The sequence below is a fragment of the Neptunomonas sp. ABH4_499 genome, assembly GCF_056160565.1.
Map to the genome: position 1 here is coordinate 26,049 of NZ_JBSWXK010000010.1, position 16,608 is coordinate 42,656.

Genomic DNA, 16,608 nt, shown 5'->3' on the forward strand with positions numbered 1-16,608 from the left:
ACTTACTGTGAGTAAACTATCGGCTCTCGATCAAGGTTATCAGCGCTTGCTGTTCGTTAGGCGGTAGGAAGCTGCCTTCAATGCTGTTCATCGCAAGCTTACGTGCTTGCACCTTGGTGAGGCCTAGGGCGTCATAGAGTGCCATAAAGTTCTCACCGACGTAACCACCAAAATAGGCCGGATCATCGGAGTTGACGGTCACACGTACCCCCTGATCCATCATGGTCAGAATGGGGTGCTCACGCATATCCTTATAGACGCAAAGCTTGGTATTGGAGAGCGGGCACACGGTTAACGTAGTACCCGTTTCGGCCAGGTGCTCCATCAAGCGCGGGTCTTTAAAAGCCGCCACGCCGTGATCAATCCGATCCACCTTTAATAGGTTCAAAGCGTCCCAAATGTACTCAGGCGGGCCTTCTTCACCGGCATGCGCAACGGCTTTAAACCCTTCGGCTCGGGCTTTATCAAACACACGAGCAAACTTCTCGGGCGGGTTACCCAGCTCGGAGCTATCGAGTCCCACCGCGATAAAGCGATCCTGAAACGGCATCGCTTGTTCAAGGGTGTCAAACGCCGCTTCTTCGCTTAAATGGCGCAAAAAGGACAGGATCAGGTAGCTGGTGATGCCAAAATCCCGCATGCCGTCCTTTAACGCGGCATCAATGCCATTGATCACTACCTCGAACGCAATGCCCCGATCGGTGTGGGTTTGCGGGTCGAAAAACGGCTCCACATGCACCACACCTTGCTCGTGGCAGCGTTTTAGGTAGGCAAAGGTCAGATCATAGAAGTCCTGCTCGGTTTGCAGCACGCCCGCGCCTTGGTAGTAGATGTCCAAAAAGTCCTGCAAATTACTGAACTGGTACGCCGAGCGAATCTGATCGACCGACTCATAGGGCAGTTCAATGCCATTGCGTTTGGCCAAGGCAAACATCAGCTCCGGCTCCAAACTGCCCTCAAGGTGCAAGTGCAACTCAGCTTTGGGTAAGGTGTGGATAAAATCCTGCATACTCATAAGAGGCTCCTTCTGATCACAGATCACACAGATGCGTTATTTCTCTTTGCGATAGGCGTACGTATCTCGAAAGCGCGACAACAGATACTCACCCGCTGAAATGGCGGGGTATTTGGCTGGGTGTGCGTCATCGCTGCAGCCGGGTAAGCAATAGATGTCCGTATCAAAGTTGGGTTCAACAAAGAACGGCGATGAGTAACGGTGCCCAGCCTCTGGATTGACCACGCGGTGCGGTGTCGAGGTGTAGCGATCGTTACTCCAACGCGCCATCATATCGCCAATGTTGATCACAAACGTACCCTCAATCGGTGGGGCATCAATCCATTCACCTTGGCGATTGCGCACTTGAAGACCACCAGCGGCGTCTTGGTAGAGCACTGTGATGCAACCATAATCGGTATGTGCACCTGCGCCAATCTGCGCCTCATCGGTCCGACCGCTGTCGGGCGGGTAATGTATAAAGCGTAGCACGGAGATCGGCTCAGCAAAGCGCTGATCAAAAAAGTCCGGCTCAATCTTTAACGCTATGGCGATACCGCGCAACACGGTTTTACCCACCTCCAGCATGCGCCAATAATGGGTTTCCATCATCGCTTGAAATCCCTCAATTTCAGGGTAGCGATTGGGTCCGTGCAATGGTTTGTTGGCCATTACATCGGGATGATCAGCCCCCAGATTGCGCGCCATATCGAAGGTTTCTTTAAAGTCCCCTGGGCGCTCTGGGTCCAGTTGCTCTGTGGCAATGGAGCCGTAGCCGCGGTGATGATCGCTTTGGGTGATATCGATCGCTTTTTTCAGCGCCATCGGGCTATCAAACAGGGTTTTGGCCATGTTCATGACCGATTGCATGGTTTCGTGTGAAACACCGTGTCCTTTGATGTAGAAAAACCCACTGCCTTGGCACGCTTGATCGATCTGTTCCGCCACCGCGGTCCAGTCCTTTGGTTCATCACTGAACAAAGGCGCGATGTCGATCAACGGGATCTCGGCGATGCCAGATTGCGTTTGGGTAGGATGAGTCGAGTGCGCGTTGGATTCAACGGCGTGTTCAAAAGGGCGTTCGGGTGTCATAACACACCTCCTTTATTGGGTTAAAAGAGGGAGCCTTACGCCATGCGCAAGGCCCAGTGTGTTATTTGTTTGGGCCGCACCACAGCCCAGACGTTGGGGGTGTCAGCTTATTTAGGGATATCGCCTTTCACGCCTTCAACGTACCAGTTCATGCCTGCGATCTGCTCGTGAGGCAGGATTTCACCGTCCTTCACCATCAGCTCACCGGCTTGGTTCTTGATTGGGCCAGCAAACGGATGAACCGTACCGGCTTTGATACCATCGATCAGAGCTTGCGCTTCGCTCGCGACCTCAGCCGGAACCGTCGCGCTGAATTCAGGGATCACGATCTCTTCTTCAGCCATACCGCCCCAGTGATCTTCGGAGGTCCATTTGCCATCCATCACTTCTTGTACACGTTTGATGTAGTACGGATTCCAGTTATCCACGACTGAGAACAGGTGCGATTTAGGGCCAAAACGGGACATATCAGACGCTTGACCGGCCGCAAAGACACCACGACGATCCGCCGCTTGCATCGCTGCAGGAGAGTCGGTGTGCTGCAGAATCACATCAACGCCTTGGTCGATCATCGCATTGGCGGCATCGGCTTCTTTACCCGGATCAAACCAGGTATTGACCCACACGATTTTCAGCTCGGCATCGGGGTTGTACTTGTTCAGCGCCAATTGCACAGAGTTAATATCGCGGATGACTTCTGGGATCGGGAAAGAGGCGATGTAGCCCACTTTGTTGGACTTGGTCATCTTCGCCGCTACGAAACCTGCGATGTAACGACCTTCGTAAGTATTAGAGATGTACGTACCGACGTTTTTAGCGCGCTTGTAACCGGTGGCGTGTTCAAACGTCACTTTCGGGAACTGCTTAGCCACTTTCAGCGTTGGGTTCATGAAACCAAAGGAGGTCGTGAAGATCAGTTCATGGCCGGACTTGGCCAAGTTACGAATCACACGCTCAGCGTCCGCGCCTTCAGGAACGTTTTCAACAAAGGTGGTCTCAACTTTGTCGCCAAAGTGCTCTTCAACGGCCTTACGACCTTGATCGTGCTGGTAGCTCCAACCAAAATCCCCGGTTGGTCCTACATAGACAAAGCCCACTTTCATCGGATCATCCGCTGCGACTGTCATGGAAGCGGCCAAACCAAGGCCGGCAACGATGCCCGTCAGGAGTGATTTCAGCGCGGGTTTTTTCATGGATAGAGTCCTCATTGGTCTGATATTGGGCGATCAGGCGTTCGTCGTTATTGTCCTGACCGATCATTTTGTCGAAATCAGAATGCAAAAAGCTGACCAGAAAGACAAGATTAAACGCACACTCGCGCCAAAACTTACGGACGGTCAGCTTTTTGGTACGCCGCTTTGCAGGGTTCAGTGGTCACCGCACCATGTCGGACACCGACATCGCACCCAAGCAGCGCGTTACGATCGCCATTATGCGCTAAAAGAGGGCATTAGCGCATCCTTAAGATGACGAAGATACAAGCTAGGGGAGGGAGCGTTCCGCCAATGGCGTCGAGAAGGTGTACTCCATATCCCACGGGAAGCGGATCCAGGTATCTTGGCTCACTTCCGTAATAAAGGTATCCACCAACGGGCAACCGGCCGGTTTGGCATAGATGGTCGCAAAGTGCGCTTTGGGCAGCAGGTCACGCACCACTTTGGCGGTCTTACCGGTATCGACCAGATCATCCACCAACAGAAAGCCGTCGCCATCGCCTTCCACGCCTTTTAGGATGTTCAGCTCGCCTTGTTTCATCGCCGCTTCACCGGCTTTGGACTTGCCGTAGCTGGTGACGCAGATCGTATCGATCAAGCGAATATCCAACTCACGCGCCAAGATGGCCGCAGGCACCAAACCACCACGCGTGATCGCAATGATCCCTTTCCAAGGACCTTTATCCAGCAAACGCCACGACAGGGCACGGCAGTTACGATGCAGCTCTTCCCACGATACGGGAAAATCACGGTTATAAGGGTGTTGGGACATAGTCTTTCCTTTCAATCAGAGGCGTTAAGGCGCATCACCCTAACGGAATGGCGAAATCATAACCCAAAAGTCAGGTTTTTAGCAGTACCCACTGCCGTAGACAGGTCACTGTAAAGCTCTGCGACAACGTGCCACATCGCTTATGTCGGCTTCTCGCTTAATAATGGACTGGATGGAGCACCGCAGTGCAAATGAGCAACGGGAGCCTCGTTTGCACTGTTTTCCCCTCTAGCGCGCGTTGTTCTGCTCAAAGAGGGTTTGCGCTTCTAAGATCTCACCGAGGTGCAATTCGATCCAATCTGCCATCGCCACCACATGTTCAGCCGCCTGCGACCCCAGCGGGGTAAGGCTGTATTCCACATGCGGCGGCACCACAGGATAGGCGATCCGATCTACAAACCCATCGGCTTCTAACGCTTGCAAGGTTTGTGACAACATCTTTTCACTCACGCCCCCAATGCAACGGCGCAGATCGCTGAACCGATGCGTGCCTTTGGATAAAGCCACAAACACCAGCACCGCCCATCGGCTGGTCATGTGTTTGAGGATCTCCCTAGAGGGGCATTTTTCGGCAAACACATTCCCCCGATCCATCTGAATCGACAGCGGCGTGCCCTGATGTAACGAGGTCGGCAAGCCGGCTGATGCAGAATCGGAACGATTTGATCCTGAATTAGTCGCTTTTTTATCCATACTTACCTTTTTGTATGTACTTACTTTTAGTTAGCTTAAAGCTTAGCATGGTTTTAACGGATCAACGAGCACGATTGATCCCTCATCTTTCAACCTACTTTAGGAGATTCACCATGCTGGCCATTACAGGCGCAACCGGACAACTCGGTGCTTTCGTCATCCAATCATTGCTCAACAAAACCGACGCTCACGCTTTAGTAGCAGCCGTACGCTCCCCTGAGAAAGCCGCCGACTTAAAAGCCAAAGGCGTGCGTGTGCGTCAAGCCGACTACAATCAACCAGCCACTCTGGCCACCGCATTTGAAGGGGTGGATCAGGTGTTGTTGATCTCCTCCAGCGAAGTGGGCCAGCGCGCCGCTCAGCATCAGGCGGTCATCGATGCCGCCAAAGCCGCTGGCGTTCGTCGTGTGGTCTACACCAGCTTACTGCACGGGGATCAATCCCCATTAACCTTGGCCGATGAGCACAAGACCACCGAAGCGGCGCTAAAAGCGTCAGGCCTTGAGTATGTGATCCTTCGAAACGGCTGGTACAGCGAAAACTATCTGGGCAACGTACCAACAGCATTGGAGCACGGCGTGCTGTTTGGCGCGACCGGCGAAGGCAAGATCGCCTCAGCTCCAAGAGCCGATTACGCCGAAGCAGCAGCCAACGTCCTTTTGGATAAGAGCATCGCATCTGGCCAAGTGTTTGAACTGGCAGGTGATAGCGCTTACACCTTGGCGGATTTTGCGGCATGGATCAGCGAATTTAGCGGCAAAACCGTCACCTTTAACAACCTATCCGAAGCGGAGTACCGCGAGCTACTCGTTAAAGCCGGACTGCCGGAGGGCTTTGCGCACATTCTGGCTGACTCCGACGTAGGTGCCTCTCACGGTGCGCTGTTTGATGATAGCCAGACGCTTTCAACGCTACTGAGACGCCCAACCACGTCAATGAAGCAGAGCGTGCGCGACGCGCTAAGCCAATAACAGTGAACCGATGCTTTTCAAAACGCTCTACACAGAAAACCGACAAGGAGAAAGCGAATGTCTGACGTTATCGTGATTTATCATTCTGGGTACGGACACACCAAAGTCGTGGCCGAACACGTTGCCAAAGGCGCAAACGGTGCTCTGATCGCCATTGATGAAAACGGCGACATCGCCGACAGCGATTGGGATACTCTAAACGCCGCTAAAGCCATCGTCTTTGGCGCCCCGACCTACATGGGCACACCGAGCTGGCAGTTTAAAAAGTTTGCCGATGCCACCTCTAAAATTTGGTTTACCCAAGGCTGGAAAGACAAGGTATTTGGCGGCTTTACCAACAGCGCAAGCCTAAATGGCGATAAGCAAGTCTCTTTGATTGCGATACAAACCTTGGCCTCTCAACACGGCGGCATCTGGGTGAGCTTGGGCTTACCGCCAAGCAACACCAAAGCGGCCACTCGCCAAGACATCAACAACTTGGGCGGCTCGGTTGGCCTTTTGGTGCAATCCCCATCGGATGCCAGCACCGACGAGATCCCGCAGGGGGACTTGGATACCGCCGTCGAATACGGCAAACGCATCGCCGAAGTCACCCAGAAACTGGGGTAATTGACCCCGTTGATCACGGAAAAGAGCGTTTCGGCGCTCTTTTTTGCGTACTGGCTAAAGAATGCTCAGTCTTGTATAGTCGCGTTTGCTCAGGATGAGTAAATCAATCAATAGTAAAAGGAAATATTATGCCTTCCGTATACGAACTGGCTAAAATTTGCGAAGCCTCATATGATGACCACCCGCATGTCGATGGTTGGGAATTAGTACAACCTACATATGATTTTTTTAGTACAAAAGGCTTTTTTGCTGCCTTATTAAAAAAGGGAGATGAATATGTTGTTGTTTTTAGAGGAACGGATGCCATAACAGGTGATGTAAAAAGCGATATCCAATTAACTTTAGGTATAACACCTGACCAATATAAATCAGCAGAGAGAACTTTAAACTCTGTTTTATATAAATTGCAATTAAAAAGTAGAAACAAGCTTACACTTACAGGACATTCTTTGGGTGGTGGATTAGCTGCATTACTTTCATCTAGGAAAAACTATCCTGTTGTTACCTTTAATGCGCCCGGAATGAGAAGAACAGCACTAGCCTCTGATAGAAACATTTTATTTACCTCTGTATTTTCCAGCACAATATCTAATATCACAAATTATATAAAAAATAAAAATGGCATCAGAACTTATATGGATTCATATAGAAATGTATTACACATTCGCAGCGAATGGGATATCGTTTCAATAGGGGCCGGCCCTAAAATAGTAAAAAACTCTATTACCCTAGAAAATAAAAGTTGCGAGACTGATTATTCCCTATTATCTATAACCAGAGCAAAACGTGCTGCTTTGAGAACACTTTGTGCTCATGAAATATCAAAGTTAGCTAACGTTCTTGCTAGTATTACAGAACTGAACGATGAGATTCAATGGTATGAATAATATATATTTTTTAATAGCGGTACTTTTATCAATCACCTCATTAAACATTAATGCTGATGATAAAAAAGACTACGCCTTTGTTTATAGTAAAGGTTTTGAAAAAACGTATAACATGAAAGGATCTCCAGTAGAACTACCAGATGGAATTCATGCGCTTAGAGCTTTTAAGTCAAAATCGGGGTTAGCTGAGGGCTTCATTCTACAAATCTATGTCAGTAACGATATAGACTTAGGCTTTAAGGAAGAAGAAAAGACATTGTTGTCTTATGAAAATGCAACCTATGGGTTTGCTCACTTTGAAGGAGTGGTATCCTACACCAACGATTCCCTTCAGGAACAAGAGAATAGGCTCGAAAAACAGCAAAGTGATGAATATGGTACAAGAGTCTTGTCATATTCAGAACTTATGGCTGGAACAGCTATCTTTCTTCGTTATACTAAAAACGTAATACCAAATCACACCTTGATCGAGGTTGCTATTCCCGGCCCAGAAGATACTGCTGTTTACTTATTCACTGGCGATAAACCAGTGACGGGAATCAAAAACCTTCTAAAAATTACAGGAAAACTTAAGGAAACGGATGATATATCTTCCGATGGGTACTTAAAAATACCGCTTCCGCAAGAAATTCAGGATTTCTACATGGAAAATTGTGGAACGGTATGCCCTTGAGGATATTTATGAACAGTTATTTATAGATAAATAACTGTTCATATTATATATAAGAACAAAACGATTTAGTAATGCTTAAAAAATATATAATTTTATCTACTTTATTTTTTATTGGTTGTTCATCAGGCAGTGATCAAAGCACTAGTAATAAAACCGATCAAGACTATGCCTTTGCTTATGATGAAAACTTTAGTCAAACCTTGAAAACAGTGAGTGGGACTCCTGTTGACTTACCTGACGGTATACATGCAGTTAAAGCATTTAAATCTCACACACTGCATGCAGAAAAGTTTAACCTTCAATTATTTATTACAGACCCTATTAATCTAAACTTTACCGAACCTGATAAAACATTTCTGGCTTATGAAAGTTCAACGTATGGTTTCTTAAGTTTCTCCCAAGCTAGGGGGTTTTCAGATAAAGAAAAACTGAAAAAGCATAATATTGAAGAAAAACGCCAAAGTGATGAATACGCTGGTCGAGTGCTTACTTACTCAAAGAACCTAGCAGGTACGGCATCTTTTTTACGTTACTCTAATACTATTCTTCCGGGATATACCCTCATTGAAGTAGCCATTCCTGGACCAGATGTGGAAGCCGTATATCTTTATACCGGTACAGACGTACCCGTAGGTGTTCAACCCATTCTTAGAATTACCGACAAATTAAAAGAAACCGATGATTTATCTTCCTACGGATATCTGAAAATACCTTTACCACAGGACATTAAAGATTTTTACATGAAAAATTGCGGGTCGTTATGCCCACCTTAGGAACACTCCCACTGAGCGCCGTGTAGGTTATATTGCGCAGATCTGAATGGGCTATCGCATTATCTAGATCAGTCTACTCTAGAGAAAAAAGAGCTTTTGGATCTATCCAAAGCCCTCGTGAAGTAACCTCTCTTGATCTAAGAGTGAGGAGCCCTCCTCACTCTTCTTTACCTCTTTTTCTTTTGCCCTCGATCAATTTCAGTAAAAAAACAGTACTTTAGTACTACAAAATCACGACCTATTGCTGACCTGCGTCTAAAAACTATCTGCTCACATCGGGTCTAATAGATCGCATAACACATGATAATGATTTTTGTTTACAGCGTATCAAGGAGAGATTGATATGAAAGCTGCTGTTGTTAGCGAATTTAAAGGTCCTTTAGAAATCAAAGAGATGCCGCTACCTGAGGTAAAAGCACACGATGTATTGGTAAAGATTCATGCGTGCGGCGTCTGCCATACCGATTTACACGCCTGCCACGGAGACTGGCCGGTCAAACCAAAGATGCCTCTGGTACCTGGGCACGAAGGTGTGGGCGAAATTGTTGAGGTTGGCAGTGAAATCAGCCACCTGAAAAAAGGCGATCGCGTGGGTATTCCTTGGTTGTACAGCGCCTGCGGTCACTGCGATTACTGCCTCGAAGGTAAAGAGACCCTGTGTCTGGAACAGCACAACGCAGGCTACTCGGTTGACGGTGGCTTTGCGGAATACTGCCTAGCTAACGGTGACTACACAGTTAAAATCCCAGACGGTTTAAGCTATGTCGAAGCGGCACCTCTGTTCTGTGCGGGCGTGACTACGTACAAGGCGCTGAAAGTGTCTGAAGTGAAACCCGGTCAGTGGATGGCGATTGTGGGCGTAGGTGGCTTGGGTCACTTGGCCATTCAGTACGCGGTTGCGATGGGTATGAACGTGATTGCGGTTGATACCGGTGATGCCAAAATGGCTCTGGCAAAAGAGCTGGGTGCAGCGCACTGCATCGACTTTATGAAAGAGAGCCCATCCGAGAAAATCGCCGAACTCACCAACGGTGGCGTACACGGCGTTGTCTGCACGGCGGTGTCTAAGCCTGCGTTCTCAGAAGCATACAAATCGATCCGTCGTGGCGGCGCTTGCGTCTTGGTTGGTCTGCCACCTGAAGAGATGCCAGTGCCAATCTTCGATACCGTGCTGAACGGTGTGCGCATCATCGGCTCCATTGTCGGTACCCGTAAAGATCTAAAAGAGTGCCTGCAGTTTGCCGCCGAAGGTAAAGTGCGCGCGACCATCGAAACGAAGAAACTTGAAGACATCAACGAGATCTTCGCGGATATGGAGAAAGGTGAGATCACCGGCCGTATCGTGATGGAAATGAACTGATCGTTTGATCGATATAAAAGGGCGCTTCGGCGCCTTTTTTTATGCTGCCACCCCTAAATCTTCCATGGATGGGCCTCCTCACAGCACAGTGCTTGATCTTTCTAAAAATCAACCTAGAATGCTGTATATATAAACAGTATCTGGTGTCACTATGCTGCCATTCATTCCTCTTAGAGCACAAGCAGGCATCAGCGGTTTTGAGTCGCCTGCGGCAGAATATGCCGAGCTTGCCTTGTCGCTTGATAACATTCTGATTGATCACCCCAGTGCAACCTACCTTGGTATTGTCGAAGGGGAATCCATGACCGGCGTCGGCATCTTCCCAGGCGATATTCTGGTCGTGTCCCGCGCAGAAACCGTACGCGATGGCGATGTGATCGTTGCTACCTTAAACGGCGCATTCGTCTGCAAAATTGCTGATACCCGCAACAAGCGCTTGCTGTCCTCCTCCCAACTGTTTCGTGACTATCAACTGCGCGAAGGGGATGAGTTCTCGGTGGAGGGCGTGGTCACCCGCTCGATTCGGCTGTTCAGACCCCTCACGAAGGAGCTGCGCTGATGTTCGCGCTTGTCGATGCGACAGGCATGTATGCATCGTGCGAGAAGATCTTCGACCCCAGCATACGTAAGCGGCCCGTGGTGGTGCTCAGTAATAACGATGGCTGTGTGGTGGCTGCTTGCCCGATGGCGAAAAAGCTCAATATCCCGATGTTTGGAGCCTACTTTCAGATCAAAGACCACTTGGCCAATCATGGGGTGGTGATTCGCTCCAGCAATTACGAGCTGTACGCGGACATCAGCGCGCGCATGATGGATACCTGCGCGCGCTTTGCGCCAGACCTTCACGTGTACAGCATCGATGAGTGCTTTTTAAGTTTTCTGCACTTTACCCCAAGCGAAGGGTTTGAACCCTACGCATGGCAGATCCGCCGAACCTTATGGAAAGAGGTGCGCTTACCGGTGGGCGTCGGTATCGCCCCCACACTATCGCTGGCCAAAATCGCCAATCATGCCGCTAAGCGTTTACCGGGCTTTCGTGGTGTTGCGGTGATCGATTCCGAAATCAAACGCGAGCAGATCTTAAAGCAGATCCCGATTGATAAGGTCTGGGGCGTTGGGCGACGCTTAACCAAGCAATTTTTAGCCAGCGGAATCCACACCGGCTGGGATCTGGCCAACGCGAACCCCGCGTTAATGCGCAAACACTACTCGATCAAAATTTCGAACTTAGTGTACGAGCTGAACGGCGAGCAGCGCCTTACGTGGGATGCCGTACAAGCCCCCAAAAAAGAGATCTACAGTACCCGAAGCTTTGGCGAGCGGGTCAGTACGCTGGGCCCTTTACAGCAAGCGGCCGCACAACACGTAGGCATCGCCGCCGAAAAACTGCGCCGACAAAACGGCAAAGCACGCGCCATGATTGTCTTTGCTCACAATTCACCTCACGACACCGCCCCGTATTACCGACGCTCTCATCTGGTGAAGTTTGATCATCCCACCGCCGACACTCGTACCCTGACACACGCGGCTTCACAAGCCATCGAGCGCATCTACCGAGAGGACGTTCGCTTTTATAAATGCGGCGTTGGACTGGTTGATCTGGTGGAGGACAGACCAGATCAATCCGATCTATTCATCACCCGCCAAGAACACCCCGAAGTGATGCACTGCCTGGATAAAATCAACGGCCGATTTGGCAAACACACCGCCTTCGTCGCCCGAGAGAGCGGCTTAAAAACCTTTGCGATGCGCCGAGAGTGGCTGTCCCACCAATACACCACGCGGCTGGAAGGACTGATTAGGGTGGGGTGTTTTGATTGATCACAATCTAACGTGCGTTTAAGCTTGAACCATTCAAGCTCAGGATGAGCTTATGCTTACAAGGATGGAATATGAAAAAAGCACTTCAAATCCTTACTTTTATCGCGCTTCCCATTGCAGCACATGCCAATCCACCTACTCCGGATGCTTATGGTTTAGTTGTGTCCAATGCTCAAGTACAAACTTTTCAAGATGGCTGTGTCGATTCGACTCAAAATAGCAACGTCAGTTTTAAAGCTCTGTTTGATCAATTGCATAACAACATGATGATGGAACCTAGGAGCCTACTCATGCTCAAAAGTTGTCATTGGCAAGGTATCGGCTTCAGCTGCTCGATAGTGTTCGATTCCTATGACACACAGCGAAAAGAAACTGGGCCATCGCCGTTCAGCTTTAATTTTTGGGTTCATAAAGATCTTAGTTTAGATGCAGAACACGGCGTTATGTGTTTTTAAAACAGTGGATAAGACAACGGGAGGGGGTGTGGTAATGCGATCTAAACTGGCAAATACACTCAAGACGCTGCTGATATTTACGGTGTTGTACCCGCATATATCGTCAGCCGATCCGTTTACATGCCCACAACACATAGAAACCCAACAAGGCTTGATCAAAGAGCAAGCAGGCTTCGATCAGTACAGCCGAGTGTTACCCAATGACCTATTAGCCGTTGGCTTTACGGATGGACATCCCGATGAGAAAAGACTGATCAAGCCGGATGCCGAAGGGCCAAATGGAGAATCCAAGTACGAATTCTTCACATCAAGAGATATTTGGATGTTGTGCTATTACAGCAATACAGAAGTAACATTGATGAAAAATATTGGCCTGCAAAAGAGATGTACAGTGACTGGACGCAATAGCCACTGTAACTGATGAAAATGACAAAGACATTACTCTCTACACTATTAGGATCTGTACTGGGTGGGCTATTTATTTACCTTGTCATAGAGATCTATGTATCGAACTTTCCCATAGAGATTACAGGTGGAGAAGATCAAATGAATCGGAACTTTTTAATCGCAATGGCCTTATTAGGTTTAGGCTGTGTCATCGGTGGTGTATCAGGTTATAAAATCGCTAAGCGCTTTTGAAAGATCTTCGTGTGATATCACTACAAAGCAACCAGCCGTTATGTTTGAAAAAATAGCTGAGCTGCTTAAACAAGGTTAGTATATTTGGTATGTTTAATTCATGTGCAATAAAAACTTTAAGGATAACTATATGAAAATAGTATTTTCTATTAGTAACAAAATGCTTTGCCTAGTGGCGAAATGCATGTCAATTTCAATTCCTGCTTCTAGTGGTAGAGGGGGATGCTTGAATAACCCTTCCGCTGCGTGCCAGATGACACCGTTCGAAGGGCCATTACCTATAGGTGAGTACTATATTGTTCCTAGTGAGATAAGTGATCCTTCTTTCATAAAGGACCTAGCCAGAAACACGCAAGGAGACTGGGGCGATTGGCGTGTTAGGCTTCATCCCAAGCCAATGACTAATACATTTGGTAGAGATAATTTTTTCCTTCATGGTGGTGGCCTTGAAGGTTCCGCCGGTTGTATTGATATTGGAGGGGGGATATTGGGTAATTCTAATACTGATACAATTCTTAACATGATTTCGTCTAGCAAAAATCATATTCTAGTTCAGGTTATAAAATGAAAAAATTATTTTCTATCATTTTTATTTCTTCACCTTCATTGTGCTTTGCAGAAATTTCAGACAAAGTTCCAAGTGTATTTAACATGTGGACCCTGGGATTAACACTTGGTATTGTCTGTCTAATTATTTCCTACTTTCATAAATTAGGACTTTGGGTTTCAATAATATTGACCACAATAATATTATATCTTCGATACAACCTTTTCTCTGATAAATATTTTATTGAACCTCTTATTTCTGAAATGGGGGAGAATTATATACTTTACGGTTATTTTTCTTCAATCTTGATTATTTTTCTAGGATTAATTGGCTATTTACTAGGAAAGAAACATAAAAAATCAAAGTAAAATAGCGTTTATGTAATAATCAGTCAATTATTTCGGTTTTTTAAATAAAGATACAATTAAATCCTGCTTATAGTTACAGAGCTTACATAACCGAACCTCTTCGCAAAAAGACAACATCCTTCTAAAGCATAGGCTGTTGTCTTTTCCGCTCAAAATAGATAAACCACAATCCAATACAGACAAACACCAGCAGGTAAGCCAGATCATCCACTACGAAGCTGTAAAAAGGACTCTCGAGAAGATCATTCTCATCCACAGAGAATACGTAGTAGGCTCCGCTGTTAATATCATCCAGCAGTATATGATTTTCCAAAGAGGGCACCGCCCTCAGTGCCAGCATGTGGGTTGGATCATCACGAAAGGTAATTTCCGTCGAGAACAGCTTAAGCAGCAACACGAACAGTGCGATCGCACTTAAGGTGCATGGCCAAGCTCGCTTGATCAACTCAGTTTCCCCGCCAACTTCCTCGCCATTTGCGAGTGATCGGCGATCAGTTTGTCGGTGTCCAGCCCCGGAATCACGCCTTTTTCGACCGTCCAGTTTCCTGCAACCATCACGTAATCCGCTTTGTGTGCGCCACACAGTAAGAGGGCGGCCAAAGGGTCATGACTGCCGGAGAAGCGCATCTCATCGAGTGTGAACAAGGCCAAATCCGCTTGTTGCCCAACCGCGATGCGGCCCACATCGTGACGGCCGAGAACCTTAGCCGAGCCTTCAGTGGCTAAGCGGTACGCATCAAAGTGCGTCATGTTGGATGATCCATAGCGTAGACGCTGCAGATACAGCGCTTGGCGCACTTCTTGGATCATATTGGAGCCATCATTCGATGCCGAACCATCCACACCTAAACCAACTGGGGCACCAGCGGCTTCGAGTTCTTTTACGCGTGCAATGCCGGAGGCCAGCATCATGTTGGAGGTTGGGCAGTGGCAAATACCGACGCCTGCCGCGCCGAGGCGTTTGATCTCATCGTCGTCAAAGTGGATGCCGTGGGCCAGCCAAGTACGCTGGCTAAGCCAACCAACGCTTTCTAGGTAATCGACGGTGCGCATACCAAAACGCTGTTGGCAGAACGCTTCCTCATCGAGGGTTTCAGCAAGGTGAGTGTGTAGGCGAACATCCAGCCGCTCAGCAAGCTCGGCGCTGGCTTTCATAATCTCGGTCGTGACCGAAAACGGGGAGCAGGGCGCAAGCGCAATCTGAACCATCGCGCCGTCACCGCGCTCGTGGTAGCGCTCGATTAAGCGCTCGCTGTCGCGCAGAATGGCTTCTTCAGTTTGCACCGTGGTTTGTGGCGGTAAGCCGCCGTCTTTCTCGCCAAGGCTCATGGAACCACGCGTCAGCATGGCCCGAACCCCCAGTGCTTTCGTCGCTTCCACTTGGGCGTCGATCGCCTCTTCCATCCCCTCTGGGAAGAGGTAATGATGATCCGCCGCCAAGGTACAACCAGAAAGCATTAATTCGGCCATCGCCAACGTGGTGGCCAGCTTTAGCATCTCCGGTTCAAGCCCTGCCCATAGCGGGTAGAGGGTCTTAAGCCAAGGGAACAGCTCTTTATTGAGCGCATCGGGATACGCCCGCGTGAGCGTCTGGTAAAAGTGATGATGGGTGTTGATCAGGCCTGGCAGCACCACATGCGCGCTCGCATCAAAGATACGATCCACCGGTGTGGATGGTTGCTGACCGTGCGCCACCAGCTCAACGATTTTACCGGATTGGACCACCGCACCGCCGCGTGCGTCCTGATCATCCGCACACAGAATCGCCAGCGGCGATTGAAGCCATACACGCTCACTCATCTCAATTACCCCGCAGGATGGAAGGGTTTACCCAGCGACACAGGTGCATGCAGCTTGCTGCGGCCTTGATTGCTCGAGAGAATCACCAGCACCAATACGGTTGCGATGTACGGCAGCATGGCCATCAAATTAGGCGAGACTTCAACGTTCATACCCTGCGCCACCAAGTGCAAGATACTGGCAAGGCCAAACAGATAAGCCCCCAACAGCACACGCTCCGCCTTCCAAGAGGCAAACACTACAAGTGCCAAGGCAATCCAGCCACGACCGGCAGTCATGTTTTCTGACCAAAGCGGCGTGTAGGCGATGGAGAGATAACCGCCCGCTAACCCCGCCATCGCGCCACCAAAGGCGACCGCCAAATAGCGGGTGCGCATCACCGGCAGACCAATCGCGGTGGCGGCGTGAGGGTTCTCACCCACTGCTTTAACAACTAAACCCGGACGTGATGAGCGGAAGAACCACCAAATGGCGGCAAACAAACCAAAAGAGAGATACACAATGTAATCTTGGGAGAAGAGCACCTTACCGATCACAGGAATCTCACTTAAGAACGGAATCGCATACGCATCCAAACCATTGATCGGTTGGCCGACAAAGCCCGCACCAATAAAGGCCGACAGACCAGTACCGAAGATGGTCAGTGCAAGGCCAGTGGCCACTTGATTGGCGTTTAACCCAAGTGCAATGACTGCAAAGAGCTGCGACATCACGATGCCTGCGGCCATGGCGGCAATAAAGCCCAAGGTCAGGCTGCCGGTGGTTAGAGCGGCGATAAAGCCGATCACCGCGCCCATCAGCATCATGCCTTCTTGGCCCAAGTTTAAAACGCCGCTTTTCTCGCAGACCATTTCGCCCAGGGCGACAATCAATAAAGGCGTGCCGATACGTACCATCGTAAAGAGCACATTGGTTATTAGATCCAGATCCATCGTTTCAC

General features: G+C 48.9%; 20 protein-coding genes. 12 read left to right on the forward strand and 8 right to left on the reverse strand.

Going from position 1 to position 16,608, the window contains the following annotated elements; translation table 11 throughout:
* Nucleotides 1–16: 16 nt before the first annotated feature.
* The 3 genes from ACXAF9_RS11515 to ACXAF9_RS11525 form a co-directional block, all read right to left on the reverse strand.
* On the reverse strand, nt 17–1,009 hold the full coding sequence (locus ACXAF9_RS11515; protein ID WP_475074511.1) for an adenosine deaminase: 993 nt from the start codon (nt 1,007–1,009) through the stop codon (nt 17–19).
* 42 nt (nt 1,010–1,051) lie between these two features.
* Nucleotides 1,052–2,086, reverse strand: a complete 1,035-nt coding sequence (locus tag ACXAF9_RS11520) for an isopenicillin N synthase family dioxygenase (protein WP_475074234.1) — start codon at nt 2,084–2,086, stop codon at nt 1,052–1,054.
* Nucleotides 2,087–2,193: 107 nt separating this feature from the next.
* The gene (locus ACXAF9_RS11525; protein WP_475074236.1) at nt 2,194–3,279 is read right to left on the reverse strand and encodes a BMP family ABC transporter substrate-binding protein; all 1,086 of its coding nucleotides are present in this window, start codon (nt 3,277–3,279) and stop codon (nt 2,194–2,196) included.
* Between ACXAF9_RS11525 and ACXAF9_RS11530 the strand changes: the two genes are divergently transcribed.
* Nucleotides 3,278–3,556 (forward strand): hypothetical protein, encoded by a 279-nt coding sequence (locus ACXAF9_RS11530; protein WP_475074238.1) that lies wholly within the window; start codon nt 3,278–3,280, stop codon nt 3,554–3,556. The genes ACXAF9_RS11525 and ACXAF9_RS11530 overlap by 2 nt on opposite strands.
* A 12-nt stretch (nt 3,557–3,568) precedes the next feature.
* Here the strand turns inward: ACXAF9_RS11530 and gpt are convergent, their stop codons facing one another.
* Together gpt and ACXAF9_RS11540 are read right to left on the reverse strand one after the other, a co-directional pair.
* Nucleotides 3,569–4,072 (reverse strand): xanthine phosphoribosyltransferase, encoded by a 504-nt coding sequence (gpt, locus tag ACXAF9_RS11535; RefSeq protein ID WP_475074240.1) that lies wholly within the window; start codon nt 4,070–4,072, stop codon nt 3,569–3,571.
* A gap of 228 nt (nt 4,073–4,300) precedes the next feature.
* A complete protein-coding gene (locus ACXAF9_RS11540; protein WP_475074242.1) occupies nt 4,301–4,765 on the reverse strand; it encodes a winged helix-turn-helix transcriptional regulator in 465 nt (154 codons plus the stop codon).
* A 113-nt stretch (nt 4,766–4,878) separates the two neighbouring features.
* On the opposite strand from ACXAF9_RS11540, the gene ACXAF9_RS11545 reads away from it, so the two are divergent.
* The 11 genes from ACXAF9_RS11545 (at nt 4,879) to ACXAF9_RS11595 (ending at nt 13,521) form a co-directional block, all read left to right on the forward strand.
* Entirely contained in the window at nt 4,879–5,736 is an 858-nt protein-coding gene (locus ACXAF9_RS11545) for an SDR family oxidoreductase (RefSeq protein WP_475074244.1), read from the forward strand.
* A 57-nt stretch (nt 5,737–5,793) separates the two neighbouring features.
* Nucleotides 5,794–6,345: a flavodoxin family protein gene (locus ACXAF9_RS11550; protein ID WP_475074246.1), complete on the forward strand. Its 552-nt coding sequence runs from the start codon at nt 5,794–5,796 to the stop codon at nt 6,343–6,345.
* A 128-nt stretch (nt 6,346–6,473) separates the two neighbouring features.
* Nucleotides 6,474–7,232 carry a Tle-like phospholipase domain-containing protein gene (locus ACXAF9_RS11555; RefSeq protein WP_475074248.1) on the forward strand — a complete coding sequence of 253 codons (759 nt, stop codon included), beginning with the start codon at nt 6,474–6,476 and terminating at the stop codon, nt 7,230–7,232.
* Nucleotides 7,225–7,905, forward strand: coding sequence for a hypothetical protein (locus ACXAF9_RS11560; RefSeq protein WP_475074250.1), 681 nt, complete (start codon nt 7,225–7,227; stop codon nt 7,903–7,905). The genes ACXAF9_RS11555 and ACXAF9_RS11560 overlap by 8 nt, the downstream gene beginning before the upstream one ends.
* A 71-nt stretch (nt 7,906–7,976) precedes the next feature.
* Complete coding sequence (locus ACXAF9_RS11565) at nt 7,977–8,678, forward strand: hypothetical protein (protein WP_475074252.1); 702 nt, start codon at nt 7,977–7,979, stop codon at nt 8,676–8,678.
* A 343-nt stretch (nt 8,679–9,021) separates the two neighbouring features.
* A complete protein-coding gene (gene adhP, locus ACXAF9_RS11570; protein ID WP_475074254.1) occupies nt 9,022–10,038 on the forward strand; it encodes an alcohol dehydrogenase AdhP in 1,017 nt (338 codons plus the stop codon).
* 151 nt (nt 10,039–10,189) lie between these two features.
* Nucleotides 10,190–10,597 (forward strand): LexA family protein, encoded by a 408-nt coding sequence (locus tag ACXAF9_RS11575; protein ID WP_475074256.1) that lies wholly within the window; start codon nt 10,190–10,192, stop codon nt 10,595–10,597.
* A complete protein-coding gene (locus ACXAF9_RS11580; RefSeq protein ID WP_475074258.1) occupies nt 10,597–11,859 on the forward strand; it encodes a Y-family DNA polymerase in 1,263 nt (420 codons plus the stop codon). Before ACXAF9_RS11575 ends, ACXAF9_RS11580 begins: the two co-directional genes overlap by 1 nt.
* 71 nt (nt 11,860–11,930) lie before the next feature.
* Nucleotides 11,931–12,314 (forward strand): hypothetical protein, encoded by a 384-nt coding sequence (locus ACXAF9_RS11585; RefSeq protein WP_475074260.1) that lies wholly within the window; start codon nt 11,931–11,933, stop codon nt 12,312–12,314.
* 34 nt (nt 12,315–12,348) lie between these two features.
* The gene (locus ACXAF9_RS11590; RefSeq protein ID WP_475074262.1) at nt 12,349–12,735 is read left to right on the forward strand and encodes an STY0301 family protein; all 387 of its coding nucleotides are present in this window, start codon (nt 12,349–12,351) and stop codon (nt 12,733–12,735) included.
* A 348-nt stretch (nt 12,736–13,083) separates the two neighbouring features.
* Entirely contained in the window at nt 13,084–13,521 is a 438-nt protein-coding gene (locus tag ACXAF9_RS11595) for a tlde1 domain-containing protein (RefSeq protein WP_475074264.1), read from the forward strand.
* A gap of 468 nt (nt 13,522–13,989) precedes the next feature.
* Here the strand turns inward: ACXAF9_RS11595 and ACXAF9_RS11600 are convergent, their stop codons facing one another.
* From ACXAF9_RS11600 to ACXAF9_RS11610, 3 genes are read right to left on the reverse strand one after another with little or no spacing between them, the layout of a single operon-like run.
* Nucleotides 13,990–14,313, reverse strand: coding sequence for a hypothetical protein (locus ACXAF9_RS11600; protein ID WP_475074266.1), 324 nt, complete (start codon nt 14,311–14,313; stop codon nt 13,990–13,992).
* Complete coding sequence (locus ACXAF9_RS11605) at nt 14,310–15,668, reverse strand: 8-oxoguanine deaminase (protein ID WP_475074267.1); 1,359 nt, start codon at nt 15,666–15,668, stop codon at nt 14,310–14,312. Before ACXAF9_RS11605 ends, ACXAF9_RS11600 begins: the two co-directional genes overlap by 4 nt.
* A gap of 5 nt (nt 15,669–15,673) precedes the next feature.
* Nucleotides 15,674–16,600, reverse strand: coding sequence for an ABC transporter permease (locus ACXAF9_RS11610; RefSeq protein ID WP_475074269.1), 927 nt, complete (start codon nt 16,598–16,600; stop codon nt 15,674–15,676).
* Nucleotides 16,601–16,608: the final 8 nt, after the last annotated feature.

Excerpts from the sequence above, each read along its gene's own strand:
- ACXAF9_RS11575 (WP_475074256.1), top strand. The coding sequence starts at position 10,190 with ATGCTGCCATTCATTCCTCTTAGAGCACAAGCAGGCATCAGCGGTTTT.
- ACXAF9_RS11515 (WP_475074511.1), bottom strand. The coding sequence starts at position 1,009 with ATGCAGGATTTTATCCACACCTTACCCAAAGCTGAGTTGCACTTGCAC.
- ACXAF9_RS11545 (WP_475074244.1), top strand. The coding sequence starts at position 4,879 with ATGCTGGCCATTACAGGCGCAACCGGACAACTCGGTGCTTTCGTCATC.
- ACXAF9_RS11605 (WP_475074267.1), bottom strand. The coding sequence starts at position 15,668 with ATGAGTGAGCGTGTATGGCTTCAATCGCCGCTGGCGATTCTGTGTGCG.
- ACXAF9_RS11525 (WP_475074236.1), bottom strand. The coding sequence starts at position 3,279 with ATGAAAAAACCCGCGCTGAAATCACTCCTGACGGGCATCGTTGCCGGC.
- ACXAF9_RS11550 (WP_475074246.1), top strand. The coding sequence starts at position 5,794 with ATGTCTGACGTTATCGTGATTTATCATTCTGGGTACGGACACACCAAA.
- gpt (WP_475074240.1), bottom strand. The coding sequence starts at position 4,072 with ATGTCCCAACACCCTTATAACCGTGATTTTCCCGTATCGTGGGAAGAG.
- ACXAF9_RS11530 (WP_475074238.1), top strand. The coding sequence starts at position 3,278 with ATGGATAGAGTCCTCATTGGTCTGATATTGGGCGATCAGGCGTTCGTC.
- ACXAF9_RS11585 (WP_475074260.1), top strand. The coding sequence starts at position 11,931 with ATGAAAAAAGCACTTCAAATCCTTACTTTTATCGCGCTTCCCATTGCA.
- ACXAF9_RS11565 (WP_475074252.1), top strand. The coding sequence starts at position 7,977 with ATGCTTAAAAAATATATAATTTTATCTACTTTATTTTTTATTGGTTGT.
- ACXAF9_RS11580 (WP_475074258.1), top strand. The coding sequence starts at position 10,597 with ATGTTCGCGCTTGTCGATGCGACAGGCATGTATGCATCGTGCGAGAAG.
- adhP (WP_475074254.1), top strand. The coding sequence starts at position 9,022 with ATGAAAGCTGCTGTTGTTAGCGAATTTAAAGGTCCTTTAGAAATCAAA.
- ACXAF9_RS11590 (WP_475074262.1), top strand. The coding sequence starts at position 12,349 with ATGCGATCTAAACTGGCAAATACACTCAAGACGCTGCTGATATTTACG.
- ACXAF9_RS11610 (WP_475074269.1), bottom strand. The coding sequence starts at position 16,600 with ATGGATCTGGATCTAATAACCAATGTGCTCTTTACGATGGTACGTATC.
- ACXAF9_RS11555 (WP_475074248.1), top strand. The coding sequence starts at position 6,474 with ATGCCTTCCGTATACGAACTGGCTAAAATTTGCGAAGCCTCATATGAT.
- ACXAF9_RS11595 (WP_475074264.1), top strand. The coding sequence starts at position 13,084 with ATGAAAATAGTATTTTCTATTAGTAACAAAATGCTTTGCCTAGTGGCG.
- ACXAF9_RS11560 (WP_475074250.1), top strand. The coding sequence starts at position 7,225 with ATGAATAATATATATTTTTTAATAGCGGTACTTTTATCAATCACCTCA.
- ACXAF9_RS11520 (WP_475074234.1), bottom strand. The coding sequence starts at position 2,086 with ATGACACCCGAACGCCCTTTTGAACACGCCGTTGAATCCAACGCGCAC.
- ACXAF9_RS11540 (WP_475074242.1), bottom strand. The coding sequence starts at position 4,765 with ATGGATAAAAAAGCGACTAATTCAGGATCAAATCGTTCCGATTCTGCA.